The organism is Thioalkalivibrio sp. ALE14, from assembly GCF_000376845.1.
Taxonomy (GTDB): Bacteria; Pseudomonadota; Gammaproteobacteria; order Ectothiorhodospirales; family Ectothiorhodospiraceae; genus Thioalkalivibrio.
Genome location: NZ_AQXY01000028.1, coordinates 309560 through 327659, shown reverse-complemented (window position 1 = coordinate 327659; position 18100 = coordinate 309560). Strand labels below are relative to the sequence as shown.

16 protein-coding genes are annotated in these 18100 nt (G+C 67.3%); 8 read left to right on the top strand and 8 right to left on the bottom strand.

Annotation, left to right across the window (positions count from 1 at the left end):
* Window positions 1-474: 474 nt before the first annotated feature.
* Both F572_RS0109420 and msrB read right to left on the bottom strand, forming a co-directional pair.
* Window positions 475-1674: an MFS transporter gene (locus F572_RS0109420; protein WP_017942566.1), complete on the bottom strand. Its 1200-nt coding sequence runs from the start codon at window positions 1672-1674 to the stop codon at window positions 475-477.
* 54 nt (window positions 1675-1728) lie between these two features.
* Window positions 1729-2127, bottom strand: a complete 399-nt coding sequence (gene msrB / locus F572_RS0109415) for a peptide-methionine (R)-S-oxide reductase MsrB (RefSeq protein ID WP_017942567.1) — start codon at window positions 2125-2127, stop codon at window positions 1729-1731.
* 116 nt (window positions 2128-2243) lie between these two features.
* Here msrB and F572_RS0109410 point away from each other — a divergent pair, with 116 nt between their 5' ends.
* Window positions 2244-3323 (top strand): EAL domain-containing protein, encoded by a 1080-nt coding sequence (locus tag F572_RS0109410; RefSeq protein WP_026143102.1) that lies wholly within the window; start codon window positions 2244-2246, stop codon window positions 3321-3323.
* 14 nt (window positions 3324-3337) lie between these two features.
* Here F572_RS0109410 and F572_RS0109405 read toward each other — a convergent pair whose 3' ends face one another.
* The 4 genes from F572_RS0109405 to F572_RS0109390 are packed head-to-tail and all read right to left on the bottom strand — an operon-like array spanning window position 3338 to window position 8504.
* Window positions 3338-6256, bottom strand: a complete 2919-nt coding sequence (locus F572_RS0109405; RefSeq protein WP_017942569.1) for an efflux RND transporter permease subunit — start codon at window positions 6254-6256, stop codon at window positions 3338-3340.
* Window positions 6253-7392: an efflux RND transporter periplasmic adaptor subunit gene (locus F572_RS0109400; RefSeq protein ID WP_018158447.1), complete on the bottom strand. Its 1140-nt coding sequence runs from the start codon at window positions 7390-7392 to the stop codon at window positions 6253-6255. The genes F572_RS0109405 and F572_RS0109400 overlap by 4 nt, the downstream gene beginning before the upstream one ends.
* Window positions 7393-7399: 7 nt before the next feature.
* A complete protein-coding gene (locus F572_RS0109395; RefSeq protein ID WP_017942571.1) occupies window positions 7400-7846 on the bottom strand; it encodes a cytochrome c in 447 nt (148 codons plus the stop codon).
* A gap of 16 nt (window positions 7847-7862) precedes the next feature.
* Window positions 7863-8504, bottom strand: a complete 642-nt coding sequence (locus tag F572_RS0109390; RefSeq protein ID WP_017942572.1) for a TetR/AcrR family transcriptional regulator — start codon at window positions 8502-8504, stop codon at window positions 7863-7865.
* A gap of 113 nt (window positions 8505-8617) precedes the next feature.
* Here F572_RS0109390 and F572_RS0109385 point away from each other — a divergent pair, with 113 nt between their 5' ends.
* Both F572_RS0109385 and F572_RS0109380 read left to right on the top strand, forming a co-directional pair.
* On the top strand, window positions 8618-10015 hold the full coding sequence (locus tag F572_RS0109385) for a glycoside hydrolase 100 family protein (protein WP_017942573.1): 1398 nt from the start codon (window positions 8618-8620) through the stop codon (window positions 10013-10015).
* Window positions 10012-12195 (top strand): HAD-IIB family hydrolase, encoded by a 2184-nt coding sequence (locus tag F572_RS0109380; protein ID WP_017942574.1) that lies wholly within the window; start codon window positions 10012-10014, stop codon window positions 12193-12195. The genes F572_RS0109385 and F572_RS0109380 overlap by 4 nt, the downstream gene beginning before the upstream one ends.
* 203 nt (window positions 12196-12398) lie before the next feature.
* Here the strand turns inward: F572_RS0109380 and F572_RS0109375 are convergent, their stop codons facing one another.
* Window positions 12399-13160 (bottom strand): sulfite exporter TauE/SafE family protein, encoded by a 762-nt coding sequence (locus tag F572_RS0109375; RefSeq protein WP_017942575.1) that lies wholly within the window; start codon window positions 13158-13160, stop codon window positions 12399-12401.
* Here F572_RS0109375 and F572_RS0109370 point away from each other — a divergent pair.
* Window positions 13153-13815, top strand: a complete 663-nt coding sequence (locus F572_RS0109370) for a DUF4124 domain-containing protein (protein ID WP_196794012.1) — start codon at window positions 13153-13155, stop codon at window positions 13813-13815. The two genes, F572_RS0109375 and F572_RS0109370, sit on opposite strands and share 8 nt — an antisense overlap.
* A 15-nt stretch (window positions 13816-13830) precedes the next feature.
* On the opposite strand, the gene argB is transcribed toward F572_RS0109370, so the two are convergent.
* Complete coding sequence (argB, locus tag F572_RS0109365; protein ID WP_017942577.1) at window positions 13831-14709, bottom strand: acetylglutamate kinase; 879 nt, start codon at window positions 14707-14709, stop codon at window positions 13831-13833.
* Window positions 14710-14867: 158 nt separating this feature from the next.
* On the opposite strand from argB, the gene F572_RS0109360 reads away from it, so the two are divergent.
* The 4 genes from F572_RS0109360 to F572_RS0109345 are packed head-to-tail and all read left to right on the top strand — an operon-like array spanning window position 14868 to window position 18095.
* On the top strand, window positions 14868-15386 hold the full coding sequence (locus tag F572_RS0109360) for a hypothetical protein (RefSeq protein WP_017942578.1): 519 nt from the start codon (window positions 14868-14870) through the stop codon (window positions 15384-15386).
* Between the two features lie 6 nt (window positions 15387-15392).
* A complete protein-coding gene (locus F572_RS0109355) occupies window positions 15393-16844 on the top strand; it encodes a cbb3-type cytochrome c oxidase subunit I (RefSeq protein WP_026143103.1) in 1452 nt (483 codons plus the stop codon).
* Entirely contained in the window at window positions 16834-17445 is a 612-nt protein-coding gene (locus F572_RS0109350) for an SCO family protein (protein WP_017942580.1), read from the top strand. The genes F572_RS0109355 and F572_RS0109350 overlap by 11 nt, the downstream gene beginning before the upstream one ends.
* On the top strand, window positions 17445-18095 hold the full coding sequence (locus F572_RS0109345) for a hypothetical protein (RefSeq protein WP_017942581.1): 651 nt from the start codon (window positions 17445-17447) through the stop codon (window positions 18093-18095). Before F572_RS0109350 ends, F572_RS0109345 begins: the two co-directional genes overlap by 1 nt.
* Window positions 18096-18100 lie beyond the last annotated feature (5 nt).

The window sequence follows — 18100 nt, the reverse complement described above, 5'->3', positions numbered from 1 at the left end:
AGAGGCGCTGGATGTCTGAGCGAAGCCGCAGGCGCAGCGAGTTCAGCGCCGCCCGCGAAAAGCCTCGGAGCGAGGGAAACCCCGGCCCGCGCAGCGGGCTGGGGTCGCGGCAGTCGGGCGTGTTTCTTGGGTACTTCTTTGCACGAGCAAAGAAGTACCTCGGGGCGCGCTGGCGAGTCAGCGCCTGGCAGGCGGCCGGACGAAGCCACCGTAAACACCGGAGGACGAACCAGGGCCAGCCACCGCGAGGCAGGCGGCGGACCGGAGGCACGTAAACACCGGAGGACGAACCAGGACCAGCCACCGCGAGGCAGGCGGCGGACCGGAGGCACGTAAACACCGGAGGACGAACCAGGACCAGCCACCACGAGGCAGGCGCCGGACCGGAGGCACCGTAAACACCGGGAGACGAACCGGGACCAGCCAATCAGCGATAGCGAAGCCTTCAGCGTTCGTAGCTGGCGTGTGGCGAGGTCAGGCGCGCGCCGGGGCGCGAGCGTCATCACGCCAGAGCCAGAGGATGGCGACGGTGAGTACCGCGATCACCGGCAGCATCGCGAGATTCATCCCGTCCCATCCCAGCGGCCGCAGCAGCGCCCCGGCCAGCAGCGACCCGGCCGTGACCAGCGTGAAGATGGTCAGGTCGTTCACGCCCTGGACCTTGCCCTTCTCGGTGGCCGTATGCGTGGTCGTCAGCAGCGTACTGCCGCCGATAAACAGGAAATTCCAGCCGACCCCCAGCAGGAACAGCGCCAGCCAGAAATGCGCCAGCGTCTCCCCGTGCGCGGCGATCGCGACGCTGAACAGCACCAGTGCATTGCCGAGTGCCAGGATGCGCGTGATCCCGAGGCGGGTGATCAGGTGGCCAGTCACAAACGAGGGGGCGAACATCCCCAATACATGCCACTGCATGACCAGGGCGATCTGGCCCATGTCGAAGCCGGCGTGGCGCATGGCCAGCGGCGTCGCCGTCATCAGCAGCACCATGACCGCATAGCCCAGCGCGGCGGCGGCCAGCGCGACGAGGAAGCGCCCCTGCGGCAGGATCTCGCGCATTGGCCGGGCCGGCCCGCGTTCCTCTGGCGGTGGCGCCGGCACGCGCAGCCAGGCCAGCAGCGTCATCGCCAGCAGGGCCAGGGCGCCGAGGACCAGGTAGGGACCGGCCTCCGGCGTGCCCGGCAACAGGGCCTGGGCGTGGTGGGCGTTCCACGGGCCGAGGAAGGCGGCCACGACGCCGCCGGCCATCACCAGCGAGATCGCGCGCGGGCGGAAGGCGGGGCTGGCGACATCGGCGGCGGCAAAGCGGTAGTACATGGCGAAGGCCTGGTAGGCCCCCAGCAGAAGGTTGCCCAGTACGAACAGCCAGAAGGCCTCGGCGAAGACGCCGGCCGCGGCCAGCACGGCGCCACCGGCTCCGCCCACGCTGGTGCCCAGCAGGAAGCCGGTGCGCCGCCCGAAGCGCTTCATGAACAGCGAGGCCGGCAGGGTGGTGACCAGCGTTCCGACCATCATCGCGGCGACTGGCAGGGTGGCCAGGGCCGGATCGGTCGCCAGGCGCTCCCCGACCACGCCGCTCAGGGTCATCACCGTGACCGCGGTGATCAGGAACAGGGCCTGCCCGAGGGCGAGGATCAGGACGTTGGCGCGCTCGCGCGGGGTGGTCTGGCCGGACATGAGACTCCCTTCAGGGGTATCCCGAGCCGTCATGGCCCGGAAGGTTTGATCAGGTCAGTCGCGTGGATGAAAGTCCAGCACCGCCGAGTTGATGCAGTAGCGCAGGCCAGTGGGCGCCGGACCGTCGGGGAAGACATGCCCCAGGTGCGAGTCGCAGCGTGCGCAGCGCACCTCGGTGCGTTCCATCCCCAGTGAACGGTCGCGGTGTTCGTCGACGGCGTCCTCGCTCGCGGGCGCGGTGTAGCTGGGCCAGCCGCTGCCGGAGTCGAACTTGGCGCGGGAGTCGAACAGCGCGGCTCCGCAGGCGACGCAGTGATAGGTGCCGTCCGCCTTGTGGTGGGTGTAGTCGCCGGTGAACGGTCTTTCCGTACCACCCTCGCGGGCGATGCGGTATTGTTCCGGCGTGAGACGTTCGCGCAGTTCGGCGTCCGTCGGGCGATCGGTTTGACTCATGCAACCTCCGGGTCGATAGGATTGTCTGTCAACACGTGATGGTTATGGTGATGGGACCTGCAGGATGACGCCGGGTTCTCGTCGCCCGACCAAGGAAAAGACCGCTGGAGGTGGTCGTGGGTTGTCCCGATTGCGAACGTATTGACCTGCTGCCGGCAGCGTCCGGCACCCTCTATCTGGCGCCGGTCCTGGCGCATACCCGCGCGGCCCTGCGTCAGCGCATGGTAGACGAACGGCTGCCCTGTGCCGAGCCGACCTCGGGGATCCTGGCCCTGCCAGTGAAGGGTACCGGCGGGCTGGGTGAGATGCTGGTGCGCCTGGAGCAGGCCCTGAGCAGCTCGGAGCAGGCCGGTTGCCGCGCGACCTTCGTGCCCGAGGGCGAGGACTTTGGCCTGAGGCACCTGCAGGACACCCATCTGCTGTCCACGCTGATCGCCCGGCACAATGCCCGCGATCTCTCCGCGATCCTGGCCAACGATGCCCTGGACTTCCACTTCCAGCCCATCGTGCATGCGACGGACCCTTCGGAGGTCTTTGCCTACGAGGCCCTGGTGCGGGCCGCCACGCCGGCGGGTGATCCGATCCCGCCGTCGGAGCTGTTCAAGACGGCGCGCAACGCCGAGTTGCTGTTCCATCTGGATCGGTCGGCCCGGATCAACGCGATTCGCCGCGCCAGCGAACGCGGGATCGGCAGCCGGCTGTTCATCAACTTCAATCCGACCGCGATCTACGACCCGGCCTTCTGCCTGGAGACCACGGTGCGCGAGATCATGTCGCGCCCGGCGGACCGGGTTGGCCCCAGCGGCTTCGTGTTCGAAGTCATCGAGAGCGATCAGGTCACGGACATCGAGCACCTGTCACGGATCGTGGAGCGCTACCGGCGGGCCGGGTTCCAGGTGGCGCTCGACGACCTGGGGGCCGGCTACGCCTCGCTGAACATGCTGTCGCAGCTGCGCCCGGATTTCGTGAAGATCGACCGCGAACTGGTCAGTGGCATCGACGGTGACGTCTACCAGCAGAAGATCCTCGACAAGATCGTCGAGCTCGCCCGAGACCTGGATATCCAGGTGGTGGCCGAAGGGATCGAGACGGCCGACGAGTGGCGCTGGCTGAAGGACCGGGTCGACTACTGCCAGGGCTACCTGTTTGCCCGGCCGGCCGCCGAGCCGCCCATGCCCGTGCACCCGGAGGCCTGACAGCGTATCCGTACTTACCCCTTGGCGGGTGCCGGTCCGAATCGGTGCAGGATCACGAACAGGGCCGGGATTACCACCAGCGTGAGAACGGTCGCGGCCAGGATGCCCCCGATGATGACCGTGGCAATCGGCGAGAAACGTTCGGCCCCGACGGCCATCTCCAGGGCCAGCGGCAGCATCCCGGCGATTGTGGACAGCGCGGTCATCATGATGGGGCGCATGCGGGTTTCCACCGCCTCGGTCACGGCGGCATAAATGTCGCGGCCCTCGGCGAGCCGGCGCCGGGCCAGGTCGAGCAGGATGATGCTGTTGTTCACCACGATGCCGATCAGCAGGATGATCCCGAGCAGCGCCGGCATGGAGACGTACTTTCCGGCGATCAGCAGCGCGGCGACCACGCCGATGAACTGCAACGGAATGGCGGTCATGATGATGACCGGGTGGGCGAAGCTGCGGAACTGCACGACCAGCAGGAGGTAGACCGCCAGTGCGGCCAGCAGCAGTGCGCGCATCATGTGGTCACGCGCCTCGTCGAAGTCCGCCTGCTCGCCGGCCAGCGTCGCCGGATAGCCGTCGGGGGCGGTGAAGCTGTCCAGACGCTGTTGCACGTCGGCGACTACCTCGGAAAGTGGACGCCCCAGGTGGAAGCCGAGGACGTCCAGGTCCCGCTTTGGTGGCTGGCGGAAGCGTGTGGCGACGGCGCCGTCCATGGCCTGGTGAACCGCACGGGCAAGCCCGGCCCCGGTGAGACCGAGTTCGGCGGCCCGGTCATGATCGACCCGGACCCGCACCTCGGGGGTGTCGAGGGCCCAGTCCTTGTACAGGTCGGTAATCCCGGGAATGCCGGCAAGATGGTCCAGCAGTTCGCTCGCCGTGCGGTCCAGGGTTTGCGCCTGCTCGCCACTGATCCGGGCGATGATCGGGGCGGCGGTTGACGAGCGCGCGGTGCCGCCGAGTTCGCGGGGCACGGCGAGGGTCACGCCCGGCGTGGCCTCCAGGCGCTGGCGCACGTCGTCCATGATCTCCCATTGTGTGAGGGAACGTTGCGTCCGCGGCAGCAGCGTCACCGTGATCTCGGCCTGATTGACGCCCATGGCGCCGCGGTCGCCCATCGAGCGGGCCCCGGCTTCGTGGCCGAACTGGCCGCTGACATCCACGACGTATTCGTGTTCGGCCAGATACTGCTCGACGGGTTCCAGGGTTGCCAGGGTGGTGTCTAGCCGGGTGCCCGGCGCCAGGTCGACCAGAACCTGGAAACTGCCCGAGTCGAAACGCGGCAGCATCTCGCTCCCGGTCATGCGGAGCATGCCCAGGCTGAGGGCCAGCAGCATGACCGCCACTGCCAGCGTCGCCAGCGGACGCTTTAGCGCCAGGGCCAGCACGTCCAGATAGAGGTGACGGACGCCGCGCGCCGGTGCCTCCAGGGTCTCCCGCCAGCGCGGGGTGGCGGTCGCCGTTGCAGGGCGCAGCCAGTAGGTGGCCAGCAGCGGGATCAGGGTGACGGCCATCACGAACGACGCGCCGAGGGCGAACGCCAGGGTCAGTGCCAGCGGACGGAACAGCTCGCCGACAAAGCCGCCCATGAACGTGAGAGGCAGCAGTACGCCGAGCGTGGTCAGCGTGCCGCCCAGCTTGGCGCCGAAGACCTCGCCGACCCCCTCGATGGCCGCCTGGCGCGGGGGTTGGCCCTCTTCGTCCAGGTGACGGTGGATGTTCTCGAGGATCACGATGCCGTCGTCGACCAGCAGGCCGATCGCCAGGATCAGCGCCGACATGGTGACCATGTTCAGATCCAGGCCGGCCAGTTGCATCAGGCCGAAGGTCGCCAGGAACGCCGCCGGAATGGAGAGGGCGATGATCCCGGCCTGACGCAGATCAGCGAGAAACAGCAGGACGATCACCATCGTCAGGGCGATGGCGATCATCACGGTCTGCGTCATGTCGGCGATCACCTTCTCGGTGAACACCGAATCATCGTCGGCGACGACGATGTCCAGCTCGGGCGCGGCGTCGCGCAGGGGTCCCAGCGCCTCGCGCACGCGCGCGGCCACCTCCACCGTGTTGGCATCGTCCCGCCGCAGCACCTGCACGGCAATCGCCGCCCGGCCGTCATGACGGTAGGCCGAGCGGGGCTCGCCGGGCTCCAGACGGACGCGGGCGAGATCGCCCAGGCGCACACGCGTATCGCCGTCTGCGATGAGGATAATCCCGCGTGCATCGGCCTCGCTGCGCAGCGGCGCGTCGAACCGCACCACACTCTCGAGCTCACCGATGCGGACACGACCGCCCGGCGCCATGAGATTCCAGTCGTCGAGGGCCTCCAGTACCCGGGACATGTCGATCCCGAGGGCCTCGGTGCGTTCGGGATCGAGCGCAACATGAAGTTCCCTCTTGTGTCCGCCGACCACGTCGATCGCGGCGACGCCGGGGATCCATTCGAGCCGTTCCCGTATCGCGTTGTCGGCCTGTTCGCGGATCGCGTCGAGCGCCAGGGTGTCGCTGGTCAGGGCGATGGTGACGATCGGCTTGTCGGCGGTGGAGAACTCCAGGATCTGTGGTTCTTCGATGGTGGCAGGCAGGTCCGGGCGCAACCGGCCGACGGCGTTCTGGACGTCCACCGCGGCGAGGGCGCTGGTGATGCCGTAGTCGAATTCCACCCGTGCCACGGACAGGCCGGTCTGGCTGGAGGAACGGATGCGGGTGACGCCATCGAGGCTGGCAAACTCCTCCTCCAGCAGGCGTGTGAGTTCGCGATCGACATCCAGGGCCGCCATGCCGGGGTATTCCGTGATGACCGTGACGGTCGGCGGATCGGTATCGGGAAACAGCTGGACGGGCAAATCGAAGCGCGCCTGCAGGCCCAGGATCAGGGCGGCCGCCAGAAGGGCCAGTACCGTGTGCCGGTACCGAAGGAGGCCTTCGACCCAGGTCATCGGGGGCTGTCGTCCACGGCGTGCACGGGCATCCCGTCCCGGATCCGGCGATCCGGCGTCACGATGATGCGGTCACCCGGCTCGATGCCCTCGAGAATCGCCTGTTCTCCGTTCGGCAAGGACCGTGTCACCACTTCCGTGCGGTATGCGTGTCCGTCTTCCAGCCGATAGACCCACTGGTGATCGGTGTCGCTCCGGACCGCGTGAGCCGGCACGCGGATGACCGGGTCCACGTGATCCAGGACGACCCGTGCCTTTACCGCCATGCCGGGGCGCAGCCCCTCCGGTGGGTCGGACAGACGCGTTTCGAAGCTCCCGCTGCGCCGGGTGGGCTCCAGTGTGGGGTGGACCCGGTCCAGCCGGGTCGTCACGGTACGTTCCATGGCGGGGATGGTCAGCTCGACGTCCAGGCCAGGTTCGAGCAGCAGGATGTCGCGCTCCGGCACGCGCAGGACCGCATGCAGCTTCTCGAGGCCGACCAGTTCGATCAGGGGCTGGCCCGAAACGGCCAGGTCGCCGGGGCGGACATGGGTGCGCTGCACCTGGGCGGTGAAGGGGGCCCGCTCCGTTGTGTATTCGAGGCGTTTGCGGGCCAGTTCCAGCGCGGAGCGGTTCTCCCGGAGCTGGGCTTCCAGTGTGGCGACGCGCTGGCGAGCGTCGTCGAGTTCGCTTTCCGGGATCAGATCCCGGGCAAAGAGGTCCTGCTGGCGATCGAGGTTGCGCTGGGCGGTGGCCCGTTCCCCATCCAGGCGCTGGTCGGCGGCCTCTCTCTGGCGGACCTCCAGACGCGTCTCGTCGGTATCCATGCGCACCAGGACTTCACCCGCTTCGACCCGGTCGCCGGCGTTCAGGGGGCTTTCCAGTACCTGGGCGGTGATCCGGGCCGAGATGGTCGTCTCGTCGTGGGTCTCAATGCTGCCCCGATACACAGGGCTATAGAACGTGGCCCGCGTGGGTTCCGCGGAGATCGTGGTGACGGCCGGCGGTGGCACGGCGCGCGCGGCCTCGGGGAAAAACCTTTCCGACAGCCGGTCCGTCGCGCTCCAGGCCGTCACGATCACCACCCCGGCCAATGCGAGGAGGCCCAGGGTCCGCCGAAGGCCACGGCGTCTGGATGAGGTGCGGGAGGCGTTCATGTGCTGCTCAGCGTTCCGGCGCATTTTCCGGGGACAGGGCGCTGACCACGTCCTCGCGGAATGCACTGTGGCAGGCGATGCAGGCATTCACGAGCCTGCCGTGGTAGCGGATGGACTGGTCCAGATCCTGGTCCCGCGCCGCGTTGGCAAGCCCTTTGGCGGTTTCGTGCACCCGCTGGTCCAGCGCACGAAACTCGCTGACTCGCGACCCGACTGCCGACAGGACACGCCGCCGCTCGCCGAGCGAGGGTTTCGGGTGATCCGCGATCGCCTCGGCGGCCTCGGTGGCGGTGTCGAAGTCCTCGACGAACAGCGCGGACTGCACCCGGTTCATGTCGTCCGCGAGCCCCTGCATCACGGACTGAAAGGTATCGGCCGCCGCAGTGCTGGCCAGGGGCATGGCGAGAACGGCGACGACCAGGGCGGCACGGCTTGTGGCTCGGGGGAAGGGCATATCCAGTCTCCTCGGGTTAGTCGGATGTGTTCGCGTGCGGGCCGGGTGCCTGATCTGGCGGGCCCTGCGGTGCCCGCAATGCAGGCTCCAGCAGGCGCCAAAGCACCTCGCCCTGCTGGTCAAGCGGAAACTCGAAGTCGGAGAGCGACCAGCGCATGACCAGCCCCTGGATCAGCGCCACGATCAGGCGCGCGGTCTCGGCCGTGTCCAGGTCCTGGCGAAAGCATCCCTGGTGGACGCCGTCCCGGAGCAGTTCCTCCAGCCGCGCGGTATAGCGGTCGATGATGTCGCGGACCACGGCCTTCAGCTCGGGGTCTTCCAGATGCAGGCGTTCGGAAAAGATCAGACGAGGCAGACCCTTTCGACGACTGATGAACCGCAATTGCCGGCTCAGGAGTTTGCGCAGACGGACGTCGGCCGGCCCTCGTCCGGAGAGCATCGGTGTGAGTACGTCCAGGAGCTTGCGGCCAATGGAATCCAGGGCCGCTCGGAAGATGGCGTCGCGGGTCGGGAAATGCCGGAAGATCGTGGGCTGGGCGATCCCCACCCGGTCGGCAATGGCCTGAGTGGAAATCTCCCGGGTACCGCGCTCGGCCGTCAGGTCAAGCAATGCCCGAACGATTTCCTCGCGTCGCTCTTCACCCGACTTGCGCTTCATGCAAGTAATCACTCGCTTTCTTGATAATAATGCATACTGTATGAAGTTTATGGGAGCGCTGCAAGCGGTCCCGGTGCGTGCACAAACGCACGCGTTTACATAGACTCGGGGTCATGAATCAGCTCCCGCCCGATGCCCGTAATCCGACCCTCGAATCCGCCTACCAACTGCTGCGCGATGCCGAGGTGCGCTATCGCGGGCGCACCGTTGGCACCGTGGCGAGCCTGGACGAGCGGGCGCCCGCGGAGAACTACGCCGACTGCTTTATCCGTGACTTCGTGCCCTCCGGGCTGGTCTATCTGCTGAACGACGAGCCCGAGGTGGTGCGCGACTTCCTTGCGCTGATCCTGCAGATCCGCGACACCCAGGAAGAGATCGAGGGCCACCGCCGCCTGCCGCGGGTGATGCCGGCGAGTTTCCGCGTGTTCACCGACGAGAACGGCCGCGAGTCGCTGGCCGCGGACTTCGGGGACCGCGCGATCGGGCGCGTGGCGCCGGTGGATTCGATGATGTGGTGGGTGCTGCTGCTGCGCGCCTACCAGAACCGTACAGGGGACCACGACTTCATTAAGAGCCCGGATGTGCAGCGCGGCATCCGCTTGATCCTGAGCATCTGCCTGCAGGATCGCTTCGAGGTCTTCCCGACCCTGCTGGTGCCGGACGGCAGTTTCATGATCGACCGGCGCATGGGGGTGTTCGGCCACCCGCTGGAGATCCAGGCCCTGTTCTACGGGATGCTGAAGGCCTCGCTGGCCATGCTCGAGCCCTGTGACAAGGACTCCGAACTGCTGTGCGAGCAGTCCGCGATCCGTACCCGGCAGCTGTCGGACTACATCCGCAACTACTACTGGCTGGACCTCGAGCGGTTGAACGACATCCATCGCTACCGGACCGAGCACTTCGGCCACGAGTCCGAGAACGCGCTGAACATCTACCCCGAGAGCATCCCCGACTGGCTGGTGGACTGGATCCCCTCCGAGAGCGGCTATCTGGTCGGCAATCTCGGGCCGGGGCGGATGGACTTTCGCTTCTTCAGCTTCGGCAACCTGCTGGCGGTGCTGTTCGGGCTGGCCGACGAGCACCAGTCGCGTTCGATCATGCAGACCTTCGAGCAGCGTTTCGAGGACCTGATCGGCACCATGCCGGTGAAGATCTGCTATCCGGCCATGATCGGCGAGGAATGGCGCCTGCTGACTGGGTCCGACCCGAAGAACACCCCGTGGTCGTATCACAACGGCGGCAACTGGCCCGCTCTCTTGTGGGCGTTCACCGGGGCCGCCCTGCGGGTCGGTCGGCCGGATCTGGCGCGCAGCGTGCACGCGGTAGCGGCCGAGCGCCTGCACCGCGACCACTGGCCGGAGTACTACGACGGTCGCCACGGGCGTCTGGTCGGGCGCCGCGCCAACTATCGCCAGACATGGTCGGCGACCGCCGTGCTTCTCTCGCAGGGCCTGATCGACAATCCCGAGACCCTGAGCCTGTTCGACAGTCCCGAACCCGAGGTGCCATGAAAAAGACCCAGAGCAAGTCACGCGACGGCGAAGGCCTCTATCTCGTCCTGATCAGTGTCCACGGTCTGATCCGGGGGCAGGAACTGGAGCTGGGGCGCGATGCCGACACCGGCGGACAGACGCTCTACGTGGTCGAACTGGCGCGGGCCCTCGCGCGTCACCCGCAGGTGGGCCGGGTGGACCTGCTCACCCGGCGCGTGGTCGACAGCAAGGTGGCCGACGACTATGCCGAGCCGGAAGAGGACCTGGGCGATGGTGCCCATATCGTGCGCCTGGACTGCGGCCCGCGGCGCTATTTGCGTAAGGAAAAGCTCTGGCCGTACCTCGACTGTTTCGCCGACAACGCCCTGGGGCATATCCGCCGGGTGGGCCTGCGCCCGGACGTGATTCACGGCCACTACGCCGACGCCGGGCATGTCGCGGCGCAGCTCTCCAATCTCCTAGGCTCCCCGATGCTGCAGACCGGTCACTCCCTGGGGCGGGTCAAGCGCGAACGCCTGCGCGAGAGCGGCATGTCGGACCCCGACATCGAGGCGCGCTACAACATCTCCACCCGCATCCACGCCGAGGAGGAGGCGCTGGCGCATGCGCACCGCGTGATCGCCAGCACCCGCCAGGAGATCGGCGAGCAGTACGCCACCTACGACAACTACCAGCCGGAGCGCATGGAGGTGATTCCGCCGGGGACCGATCTGGCGCGCTTCCACCCGCCGAAGCGCGGCGACCGCAAGCCGGCGATCTGGCCGGAGATCCGCCGCTTCCTGCGCCACCCCGAACGCCCGCTGATCATGGCGCTGTCGCGCGCCGACGAGCGCAAGAACATCCGCGCCCTGGTCGAGGCCTATGCCGGGAATGACTGGCTGCGCGAGAACGCCAACCTGCTGATCGTCGCCGGCAACCGTGACGACATCGCTGACCTGGACAAGGGCGCGCGCGATGTCATGACCGATCTGCTGCTGCGCATCGACCGGCATGACCTCTACGGCCAGGTGGCCTATCCCAAGCACCACGACTCCGACGACGTGCCGGATCTCTACCGCCTGGTCGCGTCCAGCAAGGGCGTGTTCGTGAACCCGGCGCTGACCGAGCCTTTCGGCCTTACGCTGATCGAGGCGGCGGCCAGCGGGGCCCCGATCGTGGCGACCAACGACGGTGGCCCGGAGGAAATCATCTCGCGTTGCCATAACGGCCAGCTGGTCGATCCGCTGGACCCGGAGGGCATCGCCGACGCGATCCAGGGCATCCTGGCCGACCGCCCGCGCTGGCAGCGCTATTCGCGCGCCGGGCTCAAGGGCGTGCGCCAGCACTATTCCTGGGATGGCCATGCCGAGAAATACGTGAAACTGGTGAAGTCGCTGACCCGCGAGGTACGCCAGGCGCGCCATCACGAACGCCGGGTCTCCGGCCATCTGGCGGAGATGGATCGCGCGGTGATCACCGACATCGACAACACCCTGCTGGGCGACGACAAGGCCACCCGCGCCTTCGTCGCCTGGCTCAAGCGCAACCGCAAGCGGGTCGCCTTCGGGGTCGCCACCGGGCGACGGATCGACTCCGCCGCAGCGATCCTCGAGGAGTACGGCGTACCCACGCCGGATGTCTGGATCACCTCGGTGGGCAGCGAGATCCACTACGGCACCAAGCAGACCGAGGACCGTGGCTGGGCGCGGCATATCAGCCATCGCTGGGAGCCCGACCGACTGCGCGAGTGCCTCCAAAAGGAGAAGAACCTGGTCCTTCAGCCGGATGTGGACCAGCGCGCGTTCAAGGTGAGCTTCTTCGTCGAGCCGCCCGGGAGCCTGGACGCGGAGACGGTGGAGACCCGGCTGTACCGCGAGGACCTGCACGCCCGGGTCATCTACTCCCACGATCGCTTCCTGGATCTTCTTCCGGTGCGGGCGTCCAAGGGGCTGGCGGTGCGCTACCTGTCCGACAAGTGGGGCATTCCGCTGGAGCACGTGCTGGTCGCCGGCGACTCCGGCAATGACGAGGACATGTTGCGTGGGCGCCTGCTCGGCGTGGTGGTGGGGAACCACCAGCCCGAGCTGGAGAGCCTGCGCGGCTTCCAGCGCATCTTCTTCGCCGGGGCCACCCACGCCCGCGGCCTCCTCGAGGGCATCGAGCATTTCGACCTGCTCAACCGCTGCGAAAGCCCCAACGAGGCCGAGCCCGCTGAATAGCCCGGGTGGCTGACCGCGAGAGAAAGCGCTTAAGGTCAAGAGCGATTCACAGGAAGGTTGGAAGGGAGCTGGTGTGGAGGGATTGTGGCCCTCTCGGTGTCGTGGGCGTAATGCGGCGTCTCTGAATCCAGACACATTTTTTGCCCTCTTCCAGTCTTCCCATCTTCCTGTCCAGCTTTTGCCTTTTTGGCCGGGTGATGCGGTCAAGGGACGGGGAGGAGCAGGGCGATGCCGGTGAGGACGGTGACCACTTCGAAGGCGCGCTTGACCAGGCGGTTGCCGTAGCGTTGCGCCGCCCAGGCGCCGAGGTAGCCGCCGACGAAGCTCCCCACCAGCAGCGCCGGCAGCCAGTCCCACTGCACGGTGCCCAGCGTCCCGAGCATCAAGGCCCCGGCGCCGTTCCAGACGAGGCCCACCAGGACCATGGTGTAGGCCACGGCCTGGGTGTAGCTCATGCCGTACCAGCGCACCAGCCACAGGGTGACCATCAGCCCGGTGCCCGAGGCCAGCGAGCCGTTCAGTACGCCGATCAGGAACAGGCCACCGGCCCCGATCAGCGCGTGCCTCCAGGAAAAGCCGATCTCGCGTACGCCCTGGCCCAGTTGTGGCCGGCGCCAGGAGTACCAGCCGAGGCCGATGGTCAGCAGGCCCAGGGCGATCTCGCCGGCACGCGGCGGGATTCCGAGCACCAGCCAGGCACCGATTAGCACCCCGGGCAGACCGGCCAGCAGGATAATCCCTAGGCGTGCGGGCTCGAATGTGCTTTTCTTGAGGTGGCGCAAGCCGGCGCCGGCGCCGAGAGCGACCGACGCGATCTTGTGGGTGGCCAGCGCCACCGGGTAGGGAAGACCCAGAAAAATCAGGGCGGGCAGCTGCAGCAGACCCGCTCCGCCACCGGCCAGGGCCGAGAAGCCGTTGGCCACGATGGCGATCAAGACGAGTCCGAGGTGTTCGAGAATGGTCATTTGGGGTGCGTGCAACCGAAAGCGGTCAGGCCTTTTATACCCGGCAGTGGCCGGCGTGGTCCTGCTGGGTCTGGTGGTGCCGGCGCAGGCCGATATCTATCGCTGGGTGGACGATGACGGGACCGTACACTACTCCAGTACCCCGCAGCCCGAGACCAGCCAGCGCGAACGCCGCATCTACGACTCCGAGGGCCGGATGCGCGAGGTCCTGCCGGCGCCGATGAGCGCCGAGGAGCGAGCCCAGGCCGCGGCCGAACGCGAACAGGCGGAAAGCGACCTGGAGGCGACCCAGCGTGCGCGCCAGGACCGCGCGGAACGCGAGCGCCAGTTGCGCCGGGCCTATGCCTCGCTGGACGAGATCGAGGAGCTGCGCGAGCGGCGCGAGCGCTCGATCATCGGCAACATCCAGCGCAGCGAGGCCCAGGAAAAGACGCTGCTGCGGGAACGCGAGCGCATCCGGCGGCAGCTGGATGGCGCGAACGAGGGCTCCCGGCTGGCCGACCGTTACCGTGACGAATTACAGGAACTGGATGCCCGGATCGCCCGTGAGCGTCAGTACCGACGCGGCCAGCGTGACCGGCTGTCCGCGATCCACGAACGTCTGGATCTGGACCGTCGCGACTTCCGGCAGTTGGTGCTGAACGGAAGTCGCTAGGTCCGATTGGCCGCGCTAGCGGCTGATCAGTGTCCCCACGCCCTGGTCGGTCAGCAATTCCAGCAGGACCGCGTGCTCCACGCGACCGTCGACGATATGGGTCGCGTTCACCCCGCTGCGCACCGCATCCAGGGCGCAGCGGATCTTCGGGATCATCCCGCCGTGGATGGTCCCGTCGCGGATCATCTCGTCCACCTGCGGCGCCGACAGTTTGGTCAGCAGGTTGCCGTTGCCGTCGAGTACGCCCGGCGTGTTGGTCAGCAGGAACAGCTTTTCCGCGTCCAGCACCACTGCGAGCTTTTCCGCTGCGGTGTCGGCGTTGATGTTGTAGGCCTTGCCTTCGCGGTCGAAGCCGATCGGGGCGATCACCGGGATGAAGTCGCTTTCGTCCAGGGTGTGCACAATCGCGGGGTCTACGCCCTCGACCTCGCCCACATGCCCCAGGTCCACGGTTGACTGGCCCCCTGATGCGCCGTATTCGCGTAGTGGGGTCGCGCGGATCATCTGCCCGTCCTTGCCGGTCAGACCCACCGCGCGTCCGCCGAAGCGGTTGATCAGCGAGACGATCTCCTGGTTCACGATGCCGCCCAGTACCATCTGCACAACGTCCATGGTCTCGCGATCGGTCACGCGCAGGCCGTTGACGAATTCCGTCTCCTTGCCCAGGCGCTTGAGCAGTTCGCCGATCTGCGGGCCGCCGCCATGGACCACCACGGGATTCACGCCCACCTGCTTCAGCAGCACGATGTCGCGTGCGAACGAGGCCTTCAGGTGGTCCTCGGTCATGGCGTTGCCGCCGTACTTGATCACGATGGTCTTGCCCGCGAAGCGCTGGATGTAGGGCAGCGCCTCGATCAGTACATGGGCAACGGAATGGGCCGTCTGGGTATCCATGGCGTTTTGGTGGTCCGCAATTGGGGGCGCAGTTTACCACTGCCGATCGCCCTTCGTGCGGCCCGCTCCCATAACATTCATCAAGTATGCATCGTTTGACGAGCGCGCAACGTATCGGTATAAAGCTGCATCGCGTATATAACAAAAGGGAGCCCGCGATGCTGCAATCCGTCTCGTTGTTACTGACGATCCTGCTGGTCGTCCCGGTCACGGCCGTTTTTCTCTGGGTCGCCTTTTCCCGGCCGGCTGCGGTGGATGCCGGCGAACTGGCGGCGCGGTCCTACCGCCTCCGCGACTGGAGCTTCTGGGCCCTGCTGGCGGTGGTCACCCCGGTGTTTCTCTACACCCTGACCCTGATGCCCTACGGCGCCGATGCGGAGGCCGAGGGGGTGCAGACGGTCAATGTGACCGGTCACATGTGGCGCTGGGAGTTGTCGCAGGACGAATTCCGCGCCGGCGAGCCGGTGCAGTTCCGCGTGACCAGTCAGGACGTGAACCACGGCTTCGGCATCTACGACGAGGACCTGACCCTGCTGACCCAGACGCAGGCGATGCCGGGCTATACCAACACCCTCGAGTACACCTTCGAGGAGCCCGGCACCTACCGGGTGCTGTGTCTTGAATACTGCGGCGTCGCGCACCACGCGATGGTCGCCGAACTCACCGTCACGGAGTAAACGGACATGAGTGATACGACAATGGATACGGCCGTACCGCGCGGCCCTCGCAACGCGGTGCTTATCTATCTGGCGACCACGGTTGTGGTCCTGCTACTGATGATGGTCTTCGGGCTCCTGATGCGCCTGGAGCAGGCGGGCGTGGACCTGCTGGGGGCCGCGGGTTTCTACCAGGTGCTGACGGCGCACGGCGCCGGTATGGTCGGGGCCGTCGCGCTCGGCTCCAGTGCTGTCATGTGGTACTTCCTGCGGCGCCACGTGGAGCTTTCCACCGGCGTATTCCTGCTCAATCTCGCCCTGTTCCTGCTGGGCGCGGTGCTGATCCTGGGCGGGATCTTTATTGGCGGGTTCGCCGGGGCCTGGACTTTCCTGTACCCGCTGCCGCAGACCCCGATGGGGCTGTGGACCCAGGCCGCGGCCGCGTCGTTCTTCCTCGGGCTGCTGGCGATCGGGGTGGGCTTCCTGCTCCTGTACATCGATATCGCCCGCGCGTTGATCACGAACTGCGGCGGGCTGGGCCGCTCCCTGGGGCTGCCCCAGCTGTTCGGACGGGCCGGTGATCCGCCGCCGGCGGCGGTGGTCGCCAGCACCATGGTGCTGATCGTGAACACCCTCGGGATTGTCGCGGGTGCCGCGATCCTGACCATGAGCCTGATCAACCTCTATCAGCCGGGTTTCGAGCTCGACGCGTTGTGGGCCAAGAACCTGATCTATTTCTTCGGCCACGTGTTCATTAACGCCACCATCTACATGGCGGTGATCGCGGTCTACGAGATCCTGCCGCGTTACACCGGTCGTCCGTGGAAGGTCTCGCGCGTGTTCCTCGCGGCCTGGGCCGCCTCCACCGTGATGGTGCTGATCGTCTATCCGCACCATCTGCTGATGGACTTCTCGCAGCCGACCTCGCTGCACGTGCTGGGGCAGGTGATTTCCTACACCAGCGGGCTGCCGGTGCTGCTGGTCACCGCCTGGGGCGCGCTGACCAACGTCTACCGCTCGGGCATTCGCTGGGACATTGCCTCCGGGTTCGCCTTCCTCGGCGTGTTTGGCTGGGCCGCGGGCGTGATCCCGGCGATCATCGACGCGACCATCGCGGTGAATACGGTTATGCACAACACCCTCTGGGTGCCGGGCCACTTCCACTTCTATCTGCTGCTGGGCGTGGTCGCGATGACGTTCGGCTTCATGGCGTGGCTGACCCGCTCGCAGGCGCAGGGCGACGGCTTCTTCGACCGGCTGGGGTTCTGGACCTTCACTGGCGGCGGTCTCGCGCTGGTGGCGGTGTTCCTGTACAGCGGGGCTGGCAGCGTTCCGCGCCGCTTTGCCGAGCACCTGCCCGAATGGGCGACCTATGCCCAGCTGGGTTCGGTCGCCGCGGCCCTGGTGATCCTCGGCACGCTGCTGCTGGCCCTGCGGTTCTTCGCCGGACTGAAGCGGGTGGCGAACAATGTGGCGTAACGCGGTCTACGGGCTGACGATCATCGCCCTGGGCCTGGGTGGGTTCACCACCCTGGCCCTGGCCACCGACGGTTATCGCGCCTTCACCGCGGAGGAGGCGCGCCGTGTTGCTGCCCGCGAGAATCCCGAACCGATCCCCGCGATGACGCTGGAGGATGCGCGAGGCGGGGAGCTGGACCTGGCCGAGCTGGGGGATCGCTATGTGGTGCTGGACTTCATCTACACCGGCTGCCACCACGCCTGCACGACGCTGGGCGCGAGCTTTCACCGGATCCAGGAGGCGCTGCCGGAGGCGGTACTGGGCGAGCGCGTGGCCCTGCTCAGTATCACCTTTGACCTCGAGAACGATAATGCCGAGCGCCTGCGCGAGTACGGCGAGCGTTTCTCGGCCAACCCCGAGGTCTGGTATCTCGCGCGTCCGCACAGCCGCGAGGATCTGGATCGCCTGCTGAATCATTTCCAGGTGGTGGTGATCCCGGACGGCGAGGACTTCGTGCACAACGGGGCCATCTACGTGGTCGAGCCGGATGCGCGCGTCGCCGCGATTCACGACATCGATGCGGTGGACGACGTGCTGGCCTACCTGGAGCCACGCTGGTGATGCGGCGGTCCGCCGTCTGGGCGGGGCCGGCCCTGCTGGTGGTACTGGTCCTGCCGCCGCTGCGGCCGTGGCTGGAGGCCAGCCTGATCGGCCATATGCTGGTGCAGATCCCGTTGCTGGTGCTGGCCGGCGTGCTGATCGCCCGGTCACTGCCGGAGGTCTGGCGCCTCCGGGCGGGCCGCCTGGATGCGTACGGCGTACTGGGCCTGCTGCTGGCGTTGTTCGTCGTGGTCTACTGGCTGCTGCCCCGCAACCTGGATGCGGCCGTGCTCGAGGCCGGGGCCGGTTGGGCCAAGATTGCGACGTTGGTCCTGCTGGCGGGCATGCCGCTGGGGCTGGTGGCGCACCGGCTGCCGTTGCTGGTGCGCGGGGTGCTGTGGGTCAAGGCTACGGCGATGTTCTTCGTGATGGGCTGGCTCTACCGCGAGGCCCCGGACCGGCTGTGCAATGCCTACCTGCTGGGCGAGCAGCAGCTTCTGGGCAACGTGATGCTCGGGCTGGGCGCGCTCAGCCTTGCGGCAATCCTGGCGTTGCTGCTGCTGGGGCCGCCGCGTCGACGGAGCGCCAATACCGGCCCGGCGCAGCCCTCCAGGCGAGAGGCTGTCACCCCCTCCCGATCGGTTGCCGAGCAGGCCCCGGCCGGGACGTGACCTCC

Bases quoted from the DNA above. Each gene is read 5' to 3' on its own strand.
- F572_RS0109420 (WP_017942566.1), bottom strand. From the start codon at position 1,674: ATGTCCGGCCAGACCACCCCGCGCGAGCGCGCCAACGTCCTGATCCTC.
- msrB (WP_017942567.1), bottom strand. From the start codon at position 2,127: ATGAGTCAAACCGATCGCCCGACGGACGCCGAACTGCGCGAACGTCTC.
- F572_RS0109405 (WP_017942569.1), bottom strand. From the start codon at position 6,256: ATGACCTGGGTCGAAGGCCTCCTTCGGTACCGGCACACGGTACTGGCC.
- F572_RS0109400 (WP_018158447.1), bottom strand. From the start codon at position 7,392: ATGAACGCCTCCCGCACCTCATCCAGACGCCGTGGCCTTCGGCGGACC.
- F572_RS0109395 (WP_017942571.1), bottom strand. From the start codon at position 7,846: ATGCCCTTCCCCCGAGCCACAAGCCGTGCCGCCCTGGTCGTCGCCGTT.
- F572_RS0109390 (WP_017942572.1), bottom strand. From the start codon at position 8,504: ATGAAGCGCAAGTCGGGTGAAGAGCGACGCGAGGAAATCGTTCGGGCA.
- F572_RS0109385 (WP_017942573.1), top strand. From the start codon at position 8,618: ATGAATCAGCTCCCGCCCGATGCCCGTAATCCGACCCTCGAATCCGCC.
- F572_RS0109380 (WP_017942574.1), top strand. From the start codon at position 10,012: ATGAAAAAGACCCAGAGCAAGTCACGCGACGGCGAAGGCCTCTATCTC.
- F572_RS0109370 (WP_196794012.1), top strand. From the start codon at position 13,153: ATGGTCATTTGGGGTGCGTGCAACCGAAAGCGGTCAGGCCTTTTATAC.
- F572_RS0109375 (WP_017942575.1), bottom strand. From the start codon at position 13,160: ATGACCATTCTCGAACACCTCGGACTCGTCTTGATCGCCATCGTGGCC.
- argB (WP_017942577.1), bottom strand. From the start codon at position 14,709: ATGGATACCCAGACGGCCCATTCCGTTGCCCATGTACTGATCGAGGCG.
- F572_RS0109360 (WP_017942578.1), top strand. From the start codon at position 14,868: ATGCTGCAATCCGTCTCGTTGTTACTGACGATCCTGCTGGTCGTCCCG.
- F572_RS0109355 (WP_026143103.1), top strand. From the start codon at position 15,393: ATGAGTGATACGACAATGGATACGGCCGTACCGCGCGGCCCTCGCAAC.
- F572_RS0109350 (WP_017942580.1), top strand. From the start codon at position 16,834: ATGTGGCGTAACGCGGTCTACGGGCTGACGATCATCGCCCTGGGCCTG.
- F572_RS0109345 (WP_017942581.1), top strand. From the start codon at position 17,445: ATGCGGCGGTCCGCCGTCTGGGCGGGGCCGGCCCTGCTGGTGGTACTG.